Raw genomic sequence first — 15647 nt, 5'->3', positions numbered from 1 at the left:
GCCAACTACGAACTGCGAACTGAAAACTACTTCCTCTGCAGGCTTTCCAAAATGGTTTTTAAAATCTGGCGCGTTGCCGGCGACCACCACTGCTCCAGCATTTTTTCCAGCGTGGCCGATTGATCGGCGCTTACTGCAGCAATCAGTTCTTCGCGGATGTTAAGTTTGCTTTGCGACCAGGTATTGCCCTCCAGCTCCATGTATTTTTTAATCTTGCGTTCGGCAGCCGTTAACAAGCTTTCATTGCGCACCAGTTCATCTACCAAACCTGCTTTTAGTGCTTCTTCAGGGTTATACAATTTACCTGAAAGTAAACTTCGTGAAGCTTCGGCTTTGCCAATCCAGAAAGCATAGAGTTGAAAAATGCTGTTAGGCACAATGATACCAACAGGTACTTCGTTTAAGCCGATAATGTATTGACCTTCGGCCATCACCCGGTAATCGCAAGCTAAAGCCATTACGCAACCACCCGCCGGGCTATGCCCGCTTATGGCGGCTACCATTGGCTTTTTAAAGGAAACCAGATTTGCAGTAAAGCCTAAAAACAGCTCCCAAAAAGATCTGGCTTCGGCTTCGTTGTAGTTATAAAGTTCAACCAGATCCAGTCCAGCCGTAAAGAAAGGAGCTGTACCTGTTAAAATAACGCCACCAATGTTATTATCGGCAGCGATATTTTTCAGCATATCATCCAGTTCGGTAATCAGCTCGCGGTTTAAGGCGTTCGATTTTCCTCTATCTAATGTTATCGTAGCTAAACGATCTTTAACGCTTACTTTTATGGTGTTCATGGTAAAATAGTATCAAGTTTTAGTATCAGGACACGAGTATCAAGATCCGGCCTAACCAACAAGCTATGCTTGCATAACAACTCAAATTTATCTATTTTTCTTTATTTCACATCATAAGTGTAAACTTTTCTCGCTAAATGACCCAGTGCATCGATTCCTTCTATTACAACGCGGTAATTTCCGGGTTCATCGGCATTGTAAAATTCAAATTTGGCTTTACCATCAGCCCCTGCAACCACCTGTGGGTTCCAGTAAATGGTAGTTCGCAAATCGGCACGGCTGCTGGTGCTTGCCGCATCATACTTAGGCGAGTAAAACTCCCTCGATACAGTAAATCCTTTAGGGTTAAACGTAACAATACCTGGTGCGTAACGGTTAGAACTTCTGCCTCCATCGCCACGTTTGGTGGTAATAATAATTACACCACCGCCACCTTGCGAACCATAAATAGCTGTATTACCAATACTTTTTAATAATTCTATCGATTCTACGTCAGATGGCACAACATTATCCAGAAAATCGGCTTCCATTTGCATACCATCAACAATTAGCTGAATAGGTATGTTTTGGCTACGCATTAAATAAGGAATATTTCCCCTGAATATTACGCCCGGCAAACGCCCCTGCAAACACTGCGAAAGGGTAACACAGGTAGATAACTGATCGGCAGTTAATACGAAATCGGCATGACCGGCACCATTGAGGTTGGACGAGTTTTTAGCCGGATTTTTCTTTTCGGTAATGGTTACCTCTTCGAGTTTAATGGTACGTTCTAACAAACCTAAGCGGGTCATTTCGTTAAAATAATTATCACTTTCTTTAATGTATTTCATTAAAGTATTATTCACATTGATATCGATATCGGCACCATTTTTATTTTTAGTTACAATTTGTCCTGGTACGATATCGAGATTTATATCAACAAATTTGCGTTCGGTTTTGGTACGTGCCTGCACCACAAATTTGGTACTATCGCCAAAGCTCAGGTTATCAAAAACGAACTTCCCTTCGGCATTGGTTACCGTATCTAAAATATACATGGTTCCTTTGGTAGCCATTAACATTACCTTGCCGCCAGGTACAGGTTTGTTGCCCTTGGTTACGGTACCACTAATGGTGATAGATTGTTCTGGCTGATAGGTAATATTAGGGCCAATATTGTTGATGATATTTTTCCAGGTAAACCTTCTCCAGCCCTGTGTAAGCATCAGGTTATCGAGCTCTTTTTGGGTTTGCACATCATCCTTTAAAAAATAATGATTGGGCTTTTCTACATAGCCAATCAAATCAGAAGTGAGTAAAAGAGAAGTTAAGATGTTGGTTTCGTTATCTTCATCAGGAACTACCTTGGTTGCATTGGTAACCGCAACGGAGAAACTACCCAATACAGGTTTACCCTCATTGGCCGCATCGAAACTAAAACCGGCTTTCCCCTTTCTGGAGGTGGCTACATCGCTGGTATTTAGCGATACATCGATTAAATCGGCTTTGTTGGTTACAAATACCAATCGTTCGGCAATGGGTTGGTTGGTAGCAGAAAAGAGGGTAAACTGAACAATACCTGCCGGCAGGTTCTTTTTAGGGATATTGGCCATTAATACCTGTTTATCCATTTTGGCTTTCGAAACATAATACACGGTGCCACCATGTTGTGCAACCACTTTTAATTCGTCGCCATTAACCAAATCGGTACTGGCCATTATTTTTAGCGATACTTTAGCGGTATCGGTATTATTTAGTGAAATGGCATAACCACTTTTTGCTGCCACTGGTAGCTTGAATGTTTTTTCGGAACCATCTTTAAATTTAACTTTTGCCGAGTAAACCCTGCCTACCTGACTATTGAACACAAAGTTGCCCATACCAAGATAAGTGGTTGCAAAGCTGGTTACGGTGGTTCCGGTTTCGTCTACAATATCGCCCTGTACGTCTTCGCCTTTACCACTTGGATTAACGGCTTTGATGGCAATTTTTTGAGGTAACTCTTCAATCAATGTACCGCCTTCGGGCATAAACTGCACATCCACATCGTTAGAGGTTGAAGTAATCGGAATCGATTTAATTACTTTCTGCTTATTATCGAGGGTAAGGGTAGCAATAATTTTCCCAGATTTATTTTGGAATGCCTGATTACTGGTAAAACTGATTACGGCATCGCCGGTTAAACTGGTTTTTACCCTGCCTTTGGTTACACTCCGGTAATCGAGCTGTACATCGTAACTTACTTCGTTTTCGCTATAGGCAATGCCATTTTTATCTTCGAAATGAATGGTAGCCGTTACTTTATCGGTATTGTTCTCTTTGCTAAAGTTGTAAGTTGTTTTGGTAAATACCTTATTGGCCCAGCTGTTTCCAATTTTAATGGTTTTATCGAAAAAGAAATCCGTTCCGAAATTACGCATATAATTGGTGTAAGCCCTGATCCGGTAGTTTCCTTCGCTCAGCGAATCGGTCAGCTTAAAATCGCCCCAGGTAATCCCTCCCATTATGGGTAGTTTAACCTGTTTTTTAAGTGAATCTTTTTCGTTAATCAGCTCTACATATAAAATTTTGCTGATGTTGGAGGGAGCCGATGTTTTCGTATTTACCACATAGGCTTTAAACCAGATATCATCGCCAATGGCATAATAAGGCTTATCTAAATGTATATGTACTTTTTCCTGAGGGTACTTGGTGGTATAATCTTCTAATTTTTGTAAAAGCTGGCTAAACGGATCATCGTCCATTTTAAATGCGGTGAAGCCAATTAAGAGCAAAACAAAACTGAGGGCGAGAATAATTCTGGGTTTCATGTGGTTAGGGAAAATAAATACGCCTCAAGGTACAAAACATGAGGCATATTTTTATGAAGAACACATGAAATTTGAAAATAATACTAAGTTTGTAGTTCTCAGCCTACAATCGGCAGTTTGCAATAAATAGTTAACCGATTTAAACAATTAACCGATTAACCTACCTAAACTAAAACTTATTCTTCCACATCATGCTTTCAACCGGCCGTGTGGTTTTATTATTGTATTTGGCGTTTCCTTTAGTGTTGTACATGGTGCCGATATTGCCTTCAACCACAAAATAAATGAGCTGACCAATTGGCATGCCTGCATAAACTTTTACAGGTTGCGCAACAGATATTTCCAATGTCCAGGTATTACAGAAACCAACATCGCCTTTACCGGCAGTGGCATGAATATCAATACCCAAACGACCCGTACTGCTCTTACCTTCCAAAAAAGGCACATGGCCATGTGTTTCGGTATATTCTAAGGTAACACCAAGGTATAGTGTTCCGGGCTGCAGGATATAACCATCTTTCGGAATCTCAAAATGTTCGATCTCATTATGTGCCTTGGCATCCAGCACACGGCTTTTATAGGTAGCCAAATATTTTCCCAAATGTACATCATAAGAGTTTGTTCCTAAACACTCGCGTTTAAAAGGCTCAATGATGATGGTACCCTTCTCTATTTCTTCTAATATCCTGCTATCAGATAATATCATTTTTATGCGTATTTTTGGCCTAAATTATCATTTATTTAAGATAATTTTGCATGTAATCTCCAATTTAATCAATGCCAATAATTTACAACCAAAATATTGATGACCATGCTGTTTTAGCTATCTGGAAAATTGAGGAAACAGAAGGTGAATTGCTGGCAGGGCTGCAACTCAAACAGCACGAGCATGATATCATTTCATCGTTAAATAGTGGCAAAAGACTACTACATTGGTTAAGCACCCGGCTTTTACTCCGCACTATGCTCAATACTACCGAGTATATCGATTGCCAGTTTGATGAGCATGGCAAACCTTACCTGGTTAATTTCGATTATCAGATTTCGTTAAGTCACTCTTACGATTATGCCGCGGTAATGATTAGCAAAGATTATGCAGTTGGCGTAGATATTGAGCTGATTAAACATAAAATAAAAAGCATTAAACATAAGTTTTTAAGCGATGTAGAGCTTGCCCAAAAGCAAATTGGCGATAATACCGACGGCCTGTATGTGGCCTGGTGCGCTAAAGAAGCTATTTACAAATGGCATGGCAAAAAAGGTCTGGAGTTTAAGCAACATATCCACATTAAACCTTTTAAACTTAAAAACGAAGGCTCCTTAAATGCATTGGTAGAACTACCAAACGGCACCCGCGAGCTAACCGTTAATTATTTTAAAACAAAAGATGGCTACATGCTGGGCTATGTAGCCGGCAATTATTAAATACCAATGGAGATGAACGAGACAGCAGAAAAAGTAATTGCCAAAGATTTAGTGCCAACAGTTTTTACCGACTGGGGATTAACCGACTACCAGCAGGCCTGGGATAAACAGGAAGACTTACTAAACCAAACGGTAGCCATTAAAACGGCCAACCGCGTAAACAATACGCACACGCCTACACCTAACCAACTGATTTTTTGCGAGCACCCGCATGTTTATACTTTAGGCAAAAGTGGTCACCCCGAAAACCTGTTGCTTGATGAGCAGGGCTTAAAAGATAAAGGGGCTACCTATTATAAAATTAACCGGGGCGGCGATATTACTTACCATGGCCCGGGCCAGATTGTAGGCTACCCGATATTGGATTTGGATAATTTTTTTACCGATATCCATCTCTACCTGCGTACCCTTGAAGAGGCGGTAATTTTAACCTTAAAAGATTATGGTATCGAGGCGGGCCGCTATCCGGGCTACACCGGGGTATGGCTGGATGCGGATAACGAAAAAGCACGAAAAATTTGTGCCATGGGCGTGCGCTGCAGCAGATGGGTTACCATGCATGGTTTTGCCTTTAACGTAAATGTAGATCTCGGTTATTTTAAAAACATTGTACCCTGCGGTATAGACGATAAAGCTGTTACCTCCCTGCAGCATGAACTGGGCCGTAAACTGGATATGGAAGAAGTGAAAGAAAAACTTAAAAACCACATTGCCAGCCTGTTTAAAATGAAACTGATTTAATAATCTTTAAACAAATTACTCCATACAAATAAAACTGAGGCCGGGCTTACTTCGTAAATTAAGCCATGAAGATTTTATTGAGTGTCCTTTTATTTTCTTTCTTAACTTCGGGCTGTACTAAGCACGAAAACATGCCTGTAAATACCGATACTTCTATTACCCAACCCATTACCGGTGGCAGTACTTTTAGCTACCTGGCCCTGGGCGATTCTTATACCATTGGCGAAGCGGTAAAGCAAGCCGAGTCTTTCCCCTACCAGCTGCAAAGCCAGTTGAAAGATAAAAACATCAGGATAGCCAACCCCAAAATTATTGCGGTAACCGGCTGGACAACCGACGAACTGCTGGCAGGCATTAAACAGGAAAATTTAAGCGGAACTTATGATTTCGTTACCCTGCTCATTGGAGTAAACAATCAATATCGTGGTTATCCGCTTAGTACCTACCGTAAAGAGTTTTCAGAATTGTTACAAAAGGCCATTGCTTTTGCAGGTGGCGATGTGCGCAAAGTTTTTGTAATCTCTATACCCGATTGGGGGGCAACACCTTTCGGCAAAAATTCGGGAAGAGACCCGCAGGTTATTGCCGCAGAAATAGATCGTTTTAATGGAGCAAATCAGGAAATAACAGCCGCAGCAGGCGTAAACTACACCAATATTACACCAGCCTCGAGAAATGCAGCTACCGATGCAGCACTGGTAGCAAGCGATGGATTACATCCAAGCGGAAAGATGTATGGCCAGTGGACCGATGCCTTATTAACAAAAGTAGCCACAGTGTTGAAATAATTTAACTCGTTGATTATTTTGTTTTTAAATTAAAAAAATTACTTTAGTTTAACTATTTAAATTAATAACAAATTAAATCCACACTATGGAAGATCAAAAACCTCAGGATCAAGCTCCATTTGGTCAACAGCCATTTGGCCAGTCTCCATTTGGAGGCGCACCAACCCCTCAACCTAAAAACTGGCTTGTAGAATCGATATTGGTAACGCTGTTTTGCTGTTTACCATTCGGCATTGCAGGTATTGTAAACGCAGCAAATGTAAATAGCAAATACGCAATGGGAGATTATGCCGGTGCACAGGCTGCTTCAGCTGCTGCCGGAAAATGGACCAAAATCGGATTCTTCTGCGGAATTGGCGTAGGTATTTTATATATCTTGTTCTTTGTAGTATTAGGAATGGGTGGCGCATTAATGAACCGCTAATAAATGAAATTGAAGTACATCTTAGGTTTAATCATTGCAGTAGTACTCGCTGTAGTATACTATAAGTTTAATCCTGAGGTGTACCATTTCTTCCCGGAATGTCCTTTCCATAAATTTCTACACCTCGACTGCCCCGGATGTGGCTCGCAACGGGCAATTAATGCTTTACTCCATTTAAATGTTGCAAAAGCCATCGATTATAACCTCCTTTTGGTCATGAGTATCCCACTTCTGCTGATGCAGCTTAGTGTTAAAGTTTATGCTTATTTTACCCAACAAGCTATTGTCCTTAATTTTTGGCATAAACCCATTACCCCCAAAATTATTTTCGCACTTGTTATGTTATTCTGGGTTGCCAGAAATATTCCTTTTAAGCCATTCAATTATCTGGCAGCTTAAACATTCACCATCGAGGTCAGGTGTTTATAATCTTTAAGCACCGTTTCTAAAAATTGCAGTTCATTCATTCCTGCCGGAATATTTACCATGATATGTTCTTTTGTTTTGGCGGCCATGGCGTAAATTAATTCAGCATTACCTGTTTGGTAGTAACTGGTTAATACTTCGTGAATGAGCTCGGCTTCACGATCGTTTAAATGCAGTACGTCTTTAAACTGGGCTTCGTAAGTTTCGGGCAGGCTAAAACTAAATGCGGTGTTGGTAAACTGTGTTCGTGGAGTAGTTTTAATTAAGGTGGTTTTACCCAAAATATCGCCTAAACGCTGGTGATTTTTAGTTGCGATTACTGAAATTACAGCAACCACGCCCCAGCCAAAGGGGATGCCAAAATCAATGGTTCTGAACAGCCATCTTAATAAATACTGGCTAAGCGTTGGCTGGCCGCCATCCAGGCTAATTACTTTTACTTTAAGTACCTTCTTACCTAAACTTTGTCCATCCATGGTGAGCTCGCAAACCAGATCGTAAAAAACAAAAATGGCCAGGAATATAAAAAACACTACCATGGCAGCATTGCTCGACATGCTGTATGAAGCTGCGCCGATCAGAATCATAGCAATAACGCCAAGTACCAGAAAAATGCCCAAATCTATACACCTGGCGGCAATACGTTCGCCCAGGCCGGCAATTTCATAAGAGATATCGATATTTTGAGCAGTGCTAATTTTGATGCTATCCATATTTCAAACATAATTTTTTTTAAGGATAATCGCTGTATTTCAATCGCTAATTTTTTAACTAAACATTCCTTATATTTTTTTACCATTTTATCCGATTGGTTCTTTATCCATAAAAAATTAACTATTTTAACCCAAGATTTGGTAACGCCTTAAATGAGAGAAGCACTATTTGTTAAACAAAATTCGGAGAAGTGGCAGCATTACGATTCCATGCAGCAGGCAAATCCTGATGAAGTGGCCAATCAGTTTATCGAAATTACCAACGATCTGGCTTATGCCAAAACATTTTATCCCAACTCTAAAACAACAGCCTATTTAAATGGGCTGGCGTCTAAATTACACCGGTCGGTTTACAAGAACAAAAAAGAGAAAGCCAACCGTTTTATCCATTTCTGGAAAACCGAACTTCCGCTGGTATTCTTTCAATACAAAAAACAGATCTGGTATGCATTTGCTTTTTTTATCATTTCCTGTGCCATTGGTGCCCTTTCGGCCAAATACGACGATACCTTTGTAAGGTTGATCATGGGCGATGGTTATGTAAATATGACTAACGAGAACATTGCCAAAGGCGATCCTTTCGGGGTGTACAAACGACAGAACGAATTTATGATGTTCTTTCAAATTGGCGCCAATAACATTTACGTGGCCCTGTATACCTTTGTTTTGGGTATTATATTTTCTTTTGGCACTATTGTGTCTCTTTTCCGAAACGGAATAATGCTCGGTTCTTTTCAATATTTCTTTTTTAGCAAGGGCCTTGGTTTTCAATCGGTAATGGTCATCTGGATTCACGGAACGCTCGAAATATCGGCCATTGTGCTGGCTGGTGCTGCCGGCATTATATTAGGCAACAGCTTACTTTTCCCCAAAACTTATTCGCGCATGGCATCGGTATTAAGAGGTGCAAAAGATGGTTTAAAAATCGTTATCGGTTTAATCCCCATCTTCATTGTTGCGGCCTTTTTCGAAAGTTTTGTTACCCGCCATACCGAAATGCCACTGGTATTGAGTGCAAGCATTTTATTATCATCAGCAGCCTTTATCGTTTGGTACGTATTCATTTATCCAGCCAAAATTAAACTCAAACAAACCGAAAGCAATTAACATGGTAAACCAATTAGAATTTAAGAAAAGAAGAGATTTTGGCCAGGTAATTAACGATACCTTCACATTTATGCGGCAAAATTTTAAGCCCTTAATTAAAACTTACTTTACTTTTTGTGGCCTGTTTGTTTTGGCCAGCATGGCTGCCATGTTGATGCAACAGTATAAAATGGTTAATATAATAAATACAGGCATCAGTAACAGATATGGCAAAGGCTTTGGCATCGGATCAGTTTATGGTATTGAATATTTTTTATCGTTACTGTTTTCAATGGCCAGTTACTCGAGTATGACAGTTGCAATACTATCTTATATTGCCGTATATGTACAAAAAGGCAACCAAACACCTACCACCGATGAGGTTTGGGGCTATTTTAAATACTATTTCTTCAGGGTTTTTGGCAATTCACTCCTGCTGATGTTAATGCTGGGCGTTGCCTTTATCTTCTGTTTGGTTCCGGGCTTCTGGCTTTTTCCATTTGTGGCCATGATGTTTCCCATTATGGTAATCGAAAACGGATCGTTAGGCTATTCTTTTAACAGAAGTTTCAAGATTATTAAAGATAATTTCTGGGTTACTTTCGGTACACTGGTTGTAGTATGGATTATTGTTACAGCTTGTATGAGCTTGCTTGTACTACCAACCAGCATCCTGAATATGGTAACCATGTTTACCACCAAAACTCCAAGGATGAATGTAACCTTAACGATGATAACTACAGTACTGCAATCGTTATCTCAGATTTTTACCATCATACCCATTATTACCATTTCACTTGCCTACTTCAGTTTGGTTGAGCAAAAAGAAAATACCGGTTTAATGGAACGCATTTCTAATTTCGGCAGTAACGAAAAACCAGTTGATACCAGACCAGAAGAATACTAGTAGATGCACCGCGCTTTAATCAGACATATTTTCGTACTCCTTTTATTTTTTAGTCCGCTAATTGGTAAAGCACAAACTGGCAAAACCGGCTCTGTGCCTCAGGTTGTGCGTATTGACACCAATAGCCAGGTTACGCCGGCAAAATTTGATAAAGAAGCTATAGGTAACTATAAAGCGCAAAAAGAATTTCAGTACGATGAAATTGGCCAGCAACAGCTCTCGTTATGGGATCGGTTTTGGCTGGAGTTTTGGCGCTTAATTGGCGAGTTGTTTCAGGGCGCAGCGGCTAATCCTTTTTCGCGCTATATCTTTATTGGCCTGGGGGTTGCTGTGGTGATCCTTATTGTACTTAAGTTAATTGGGTCAGAAAATATATTTAGCAAGAAATCAAAAGAAACTATCCTGCCTTATGATGTTTTGACAGAAAACATCCACGAAATTGATTACGAGCAGGAACTGCAACGTCTCGTTGCCGAAGGTAAATTCCGCCTGGCGGTAAGGCTGTTGTATTTAAGGGCATTAAAAAAACTGAGCGATGCTGAATTGATTGAGTGGCAGCCCGAAAAAACCAATTATCATTATTTAACAGAGCTTCGTGAACCGGCACTTAAGAATGATTTTGGTAAACTTACCCTCCAGTTCGATTATATCTGGTATGGCGATTTCCCGGTCGATGCCAACCGCTTCGAACCAATAAACCAATCATTTAATCATTTTAACAATCAGATTAGATGAAAGGATATAAATTATATTTCATTACCGGCTGCATTTTAATATTGGCTTACCTGCTTGCCCAGTATAATAAGCCAACGCCAACCAACTGGGCACCCACTTATGCCGCAAAAGATAAAATACCTTATGGCACCTATATTTTATTTCATCAGTTAAAAGATATTTTACCAGGCGCTGCTGTTAAAACTTCGCCGTTGGCTGTTTACAACACTCTAAAATCGAAGCATTTTAGCCAAACAGTTTATTTTATGGTTGCCCAGCAGGTAGATTTGAGTAAAGATGATTTAGCCCAGCTGATTAAATACATAGAAGCAGGCAATGATGTTTTTATTGCCAGTTACGATTTTGGCGAAATGGAGAAAGCGCTGAAACTAAAAACAGGTACGGCTTTAAATGCTGCAGGCAATACCCTTAATTTTACACACCCCAACCTTAAAACGGAGGCAAGTTATGGATTTGAAAGAGGGATAGGCAGTCAGTATTTTACTAAAATAGATACCGCTAAAGCAACTGTTTTAGGCATAAATGGAAACGGTAAGCCAAACTTTATCCGCTACAACTATGGTAAGGGCTTTCTGTATTTAATTGCGGAGCCAGGTTTTTACACCAACTTTAACCTGCTCAATAAATACGGTGCCGAATATGCAGCCAAAACCCTGGGTTATTTACAGGGCAATAAAACACTCCTTTTCGACGAATATTTTACCGGGCAAAAAAATACAAATACCGATATGTTGGGCGTATTTTTTAAACATCCTGAACTAAAATTCGCCTACTACCTGGCTATTTTCAGTCTGCTCATTTTTGTACTATTTGAAGTTAAGCGCAGGCAAAGGATCATCCCGGTAGCCGATCCCAATACAAACGCGTCGCTGGCATTTACGCATGTTGTGGGCAGTGTGTATTATGAGGAACGCAACAACCACGATATTGCCTTAAAAAAGATCAATTATTTTATGGAGCATCTGCGCAGCAGGTATTACCTTAAAACAAACGAAATTGATAAAGAATTTACACAGTTATTAATCGATAAGACATGCATTAACGAGGCTTTGGCCAAAACATTAACCCGGTATTTTATACAGATCCCCCAAATGGGTTATTTAAATGATGCAGAATTGATCAACTTAAACGATAGCATAGAACAGTTTTATAAAAATACGCATAGCAATGGAACAAGAACAGTTTAACCCACGTACAGATTTAAGCGCATTAAATGAAGCGGTAAACCAGATCAGAAACGTACTGGGACATATCATTATCGGCCAAAAACAGGTTATTGATTTCTTAATTGTCGGTTTGCTTGCCGATGGACATATTTTAATTGAAGGTGTACCAGGTGTAGCTAAAACGCTTAGTGCCAAATTGCTGGCCAAATCTATCGCAGCGCAGTTTTCGCGGGTGCAGTTTACCCCCGATTTAATGCCTTCTGATGTTTTGGGAACCCCGATTTTCAACACCAAAACCGGCGATTTTGAATTCAGGAAAGGCCCCATTTTTGGCAACATTATCCTTGTTGATGAGATTAACCGTGCTCCTGCCAAAACGCAATCGGCCTTATTTGAGGTGATGGAAGAACGCCAGGTTACCATTGATGGGGAAACCTACCTGATGGATGAACCTTTTATGGTATTGGCTACGCAAAATCCAATTGAGCAGGAAGGTACCTACCGTTTACCCGAAGCACAGCTGGATCGTTTTCTGTTTAAAATAGAAGTAAAATACCCTTCACTCGAAGAGGAAACGGCTATATTAACGGCACAACATACACTGGTAAATAAAACACTGCTAAACGAAGTGAAACCTGTGCTCTCCGTAAATCAGATTCAGGCAGCAAGGGCCATTATCCGTAATTTATATGTAGAGCCTAAATTGCTTGAATTTATTGCCAAAATTGTGCACGAAACACGCAATAATTCCGCACTATATTTAGGTGCTTCGCCCCGTGCATCGCTGGCCATTGTGCATAGTGCCAAGGCATTTGCCGCTATTCAAGATCGTGATTTTGTAACCCCTGATGATATTATTGCTGTTGCCGGACCAGTATTGGCACACCGCATCTTGTTATCGCCAGAAAAAGAAATGGAAGGCTTAACCACCAGCGATATTGTAAATCAGATTATTAAAAAAATTGAAGTACCGAGGTAGTCAGTTTTGCAGTTATCAGTTTATAGTTCACAGTTAACCGATTAAACAGTTTAAACAATTAAGCACCATTGAAAAAACTCTTTCAGCAATATTACCTCAATTTGTTCTTAACTGATCGCCTTTTTACGGCGCTTGGGCTTTGTGTTGTGCTTTTCTTGCTGAAATTCTTTTTTGCCTGGCTGGGCGATATACCCGAAATAGCTACAGGAGTATTATTAATTTTCTTTTTGATTGATGTTTTTATCCTCTACCGCGTTAGCGAGGGCGTTGATGCCAAAAGGTTTACTTCGAAACGCCTAAGCAATGGCGATGAAAACCCGGTACAAATCGAAATTAAAAATCGCTATGGCTTTGGGGTTAATGTGCGGGTAATTGACGAAGTTCCATTTCAGTTCCAATTGCGGGATAAAGATTTCAGATTGCATATTAAACCAGCCGAGATTAAATCAATCCACTATAACCTGCGCCCAACCAAGCGTGGTGAATACAATTTTGGTTTTATCAGGGCTTATATTAGTTCGCCCCTGGGCTTAATCAGCCGGCGTTACAATTTTGATGGCGCCAAAACATTACCTGTTTATCCCTCTTTTATAAATCTTGGGCAATACGAACTGATGGCTGTTTCGCATCATTTAACCGCTTTTGGTATTAAAAAGATTAGAAAGGTTGGTCACAGCAGCGAGTTTGATCAGATCAAAAATTACGTAGGTGGCGATGATATCCGCACCATCAACTGGAAAGCTACCGCACGCAAAGGCGGTCTGATGGTAAACACCTATACCGACGAACGCTCGCAGAATATTTATTGCATTATCGATAAATCACGGGTAATGAAAATGCCTTTCGAAGGATTAAGCCTGCTCGATTATGCCATCAATGCATCGGTTGCCTTGGCCAAAGTAGCCATGCTGAAAGAAGATAAAGCCGGTTTAATTACCGTTTCCGAAAACATTGGCGCCGTGGTGCCCGCCGACCGGAAATCAGCACAGCTAGGTAATATCATGAACGTGCTTTACAAAGAAAAGACCCGGTATTTGGAAAGCAATCTCGAAGCCTTGTATGCTGCAGTGCGTTCGGTAGTAAAACAACGCGGGTTATTGGTGTTTTTTACCAATTTCGAAAGCTTGTCGGCTTTGCAAAGACAACTCCCCTATTTAAAGCGGATTTCAAAATATCATTTATTGGTAGTGGTGTTTTTCGAAAATACTGAACTCAAGGCCCTGAGCAGCGATCCGGCCAAAGATGTTGAAGGGATTTACCACAAAACCATTGCAGAAAAGTTTATGTACGAGAAAAAACTGATGGTTAAAGAACTGAATGCACATGGTATTTTGGCCATTCTTACACCCCCGCAAAAATTAACGGTAAACGTTATCAATCAGTACCTGGCGCTTAAGGCGCAACAGAGGATTTAGTTTGATACCTTAACCTAATGGTCTGTGTCCTCACAGACCATGGCTAACGAATCTTAAAACTTATCTTTCTTAATTTCGGTCTGTGGGAACACAGACCGAGGGGATAGATGCCTGACGACTCCAAACGCTCAGCCCAAACCAGCTTACTCCTCTTCCCTGAAATACACCTTATAAAAGTTCATCGATTTATCATCGTCATAACCTTTTTCAATCATATCCTTATTGCCATGGATATAGATATGGAAGTTTTTATCCAATTTTAAAACGCTTTTATAGGTACGGGCCTGCTTTTTAACGGCCGATTCGGCAATTTCAAAGTGGTCAGCAATTGGGCTTTCGTATTCTTCTTCGTAGTTTTTCTTGTAATTTTTAAAAGATTCAATCCCTTCGGCATTGCCAATTACCTCGTTGCCAAACTCTTCAATATCAAAAGTTTCCTTTTCCTTGAAATATTTCATCGAGCGGTTTAACAAGTCAATTTTATCAGCCTTGCTAATTTCGTATTCCTCATCCAGTTTCTGGGTAACAAAGTTCTTGTAAACCCCTAAAACATTGTTCGTTTGGTTATAGCTGTCGTTCCGGATTTTCAGTTTCAGAAATTCATCCTTCCAGTACACTGCAGAATCATTGCTGCTTTTCGATTGGTCTAATACTACTACCTTATAGCCCTCTTCGCGCGCTACATTAAAAATCAGGCAACCTTTATCCAGTTTGTTAATGCTAATGGCCTCCTGCTCATAACTTACATTAAAGCCATCCAGCTCAGGGTAAACTTTCAGGTAAGTATCTTTGGTCTCCGATTTGAATATGCCCACTACATCCAGCTGTTCGCCTTCAATCTGTACTTTTTCGAAATAAGCCACATACAACTCACCTGATTTAATTTTGGGGTGATTGGCTACATCATATAAATGTTTGGCCAGCTGCTGCGAATCTTCGTGAAAGAGTTGGTTGTTTTCGAAAATTTCGTGCACAAAGTGAAATACTTCGTTCAGTTCCAGGTTATCGTTGGGGTGATAAAAATGGTAGACTTCATTTACCTTTTCGAAGGGCTTTAAAAAATACTGCATCAACAAATTGCCCAGTAACTCATCATCAATTTTTAAAGGTGCATCAGAAAGCTTATAATATTCGTCAAGCAGTTTATTGCCGGTGTGATGGATAGAAAGTTGCTTCAGCGAAGCCTCGAAAAATGAAATCATAGGGGCAAAAATAACAAAATCATTGGTTAACCTTCGGGATTGCCTATCATTCTGCCGTTC

16 protein-coding genes are annotated in these 15647 nt (G+C 40.3%); 11 read left to right on the top strand and 5 right to left on the bottom strand.

Annotation, left to right across the window (positions count from 1 at the left end; all coding sequences use genetic code 11):
* Positions 1-26: 26 nt before the first annotated feature.
* From OC25_RS14150 to dcd, 3 genes are all read right to left on the bottom strand, one after another.
* Complete coding sequence (locus tag OC25_RS14150) at positions 27-788, bottom strand: enoyl-CoA hydratase/isomerase family protein (RefSeq protein ID WP_039477148.1); 762 nt, start codon at positions 786-788, stop codon at positions 27-29.
* A gap of 101 nt (positions 789-889) precedes the next feature.
* Positions 890-3580, bottom strand: coding sequence for a carboxypeptidase-like regulatory domain-containing protein (locus OC25_RS14145; RefSeq protein ID WP_039477146.1), 2691 nt, complete (start codon positions 3578-3580; stop codon positions 890-892).
* A gap of 169 nt (positions 3581-3749) precedes the next feature.
* Positions 3750-4286: a dCTP deaminase gene (gene dcd / locus OC25_RS14140; protein ID WP_039477145.1), complete on the bottom strand. Its 537-nt coding sequence runs from the start codon at positions 4284-4286 to the stop codon at positions 3750-3752.
* Positions 4287-4357: 71 nt separating this feature from the next.
* On the opposite strand from dcd, the gene OC25_RS14135 reads away from it, so the two are divergent.
* The 5 genes from OC25_RS14135 to OC25_RS14115 all read left to right on the top strand — a co-directional run bounded on the left by OC25_RS14135 (position 4358) and on the right by OC25_RS14115 (position 7357).
* Positions 4358-5005 carry a 4'-phosphopantetheinyl transferase family protein gene (locus OC25_RS14135; RefSeq protein WP_039477143.1) on the top strand — a complete coding sequence of 216 codons (648 nt, stop codon included), beginning with the start codon at positions 4358-4360 and terminating at the stop codon, positions 5003-5005.
* Between the two features lie 12 nt (positions 5006-5017).
* Positions 5018-5746 carry a lipoyl(octanoyl) transferase LipB gene (lipB, locus tag OC25_RS14130; protein WP_052266218.1) on the top strand — a complete coding sequence of 243 codons (729 nt, stop codon included), beginning with the start codon at positions 5018-5020 and terminating at the stop codon, positions 5744-5746.
* 65 nt (positions 5747-5811) lie between these two features.
* On the top strand, positions 5812-6534 hold the full coding sequence (locus OC25_RS14125; protein ID WP_082018601.1) for an SGNH/GDSL hydrolase family protein: 723 nt from the start codon (positions 5812-5814) through the stop codon (positions 6532-6534).
* A gap of 85 nt (positions 6535-6619) precedes the next feature.
* The gene (locus tag OC25_RS14120; RefSeq protein ID WP_039477141.1) at positions 6620-6958 is read left to right on the top strand and encodes a CD225/dispanin family protein; all 339 of its coding nucleotides are present in this window, start codon (positions 6620-6622) and stop codon (positions 6956-6958) included.
* Between the two features lie 9 nt (positions 6959-6967).
* Positions 6968-7357, top strand: a complete 390-nt coding sequence (locus tag OC25_RS14115) for a DUF2752 domain-containing protein (RefSeq protein WP_167335401.1) — start codon at positions 6968-6970, stop codon at positions 7355-7357.
* On the opposite strand, the gene OC25_RS14110 is transcribed toward OC25_RS14115, so the two are convergent.
* Positions 7354-8097, bottom strand: coding sequence for an RDD family protein (locus tag OC25_RS14110; protein WP_039477137.1), 744 nt, complete (start codon positions 8095-8097; stop codon positions 7354-7356). The genes OC25_RS14115 and OC25_RS14110 overlap by 4 nt on opposite strands.
* A 153-nt stretch (positions 8098-8250) precedes the next feature.
* Here OC25_RS14110 and OC25_RS14105 point away from each other — a divergent pair, with 153 nt between their 5' ends.
* From OC25_RS14105 to OC25_RS14080, 6 genes are all read left to right on the top strand, one after another.
* Entirely contained in the window at positions 8251-9204 is a 954-nt protein-coding gene (locus OC25_RS14105) for a stage II sporulation protein M (RefSeq protein ID WP_039477135.1), read from the top strand.
* A gap of 1 nt (position 9205) precedes the next feature.
* Complete coding sequence (locus tag OC25_RS14100; protein WP_039477133.1) at positions 9206-10090, top strand: hypothetical protein; 885 nt, start codon at positions 9206-9208, stop codon at positions 10088-10090.
* Between the two features lie 3 nt (positions 10091-10093).
* Complete coding sequence (locus tag OC25_RS26955; protein WP_052266216.1) at positions 10094-10825, top strand: DUF4129 domain-containing protein; 732 nt, start codon at positions 10094-10096, stop codon at positions 10823-10825.
* Entirely contained in the window at positions 10822-12012 is a 1191-nt protein-coding gene (locus OC25_RS14090) for a DUF4350 domain-containing protein (RefSeq protein WP_039477129.1), read from the top strand. Before OC25_RS26955 ends, OC25_RS14090 begins: the two co-directional genes overlap by 4 nt.
* Positions 11993-12970, top strand: coding sequence for an AAA family ATPase (locus OC25_RS14085; RefSeq protein ID WP_156131479.1), 978 nt, complete (start codon positions 11993-11995; stop codon positions 12968-12970). The genes OC25_RS14090 and OC25_RS14085 overlap by 20 nt, the downstream gene beginning before the upstream one ends.
* Positions 12971-13038: 68 nt before the next feature.
* Complete coding sequence (locus OC25_RS14080) at positions 13039-14385, top strand: DUF58 domain-containing protein (RefSeq protein WP_039477124.1); 1347 nt, start codon at positions 13039-13041, stop codon at positions 14383-14385.
* A 143-nt stretch (positions 14386-14528) separates the two neighbouring features.
* On the opposite strand, the gene OC25_RS14075 is transcribed toward OC25_RS14080, so the two are convergent.
* Positions 14529-15587: a nucleoid-associated protein gene (locus tag OC25_RS14075; RefSeq protein ID WP_039477122.1), complete on the bottom strand. Its 1059-nt coding sequence runs from the start codon at positions 15585-15587 to the stop codon at positions 14529-14531.
* Between the last annotated feature and the right edge of the window lie 60 nt (positions 15588-15647).

The organism is Pedobacter kyungheensis, assembly GCF_000812965.1.
Classification (GTDB): Bacteria; Bacteroidota; Bacteroidia; order Sphingobacteriales; family Sphingobacteriaceae; genus Pedobacter; species Pedobacter kyungheensis.
This window is presented reverse-complemented; position numbering and strand designations above follow the sequence as displayed.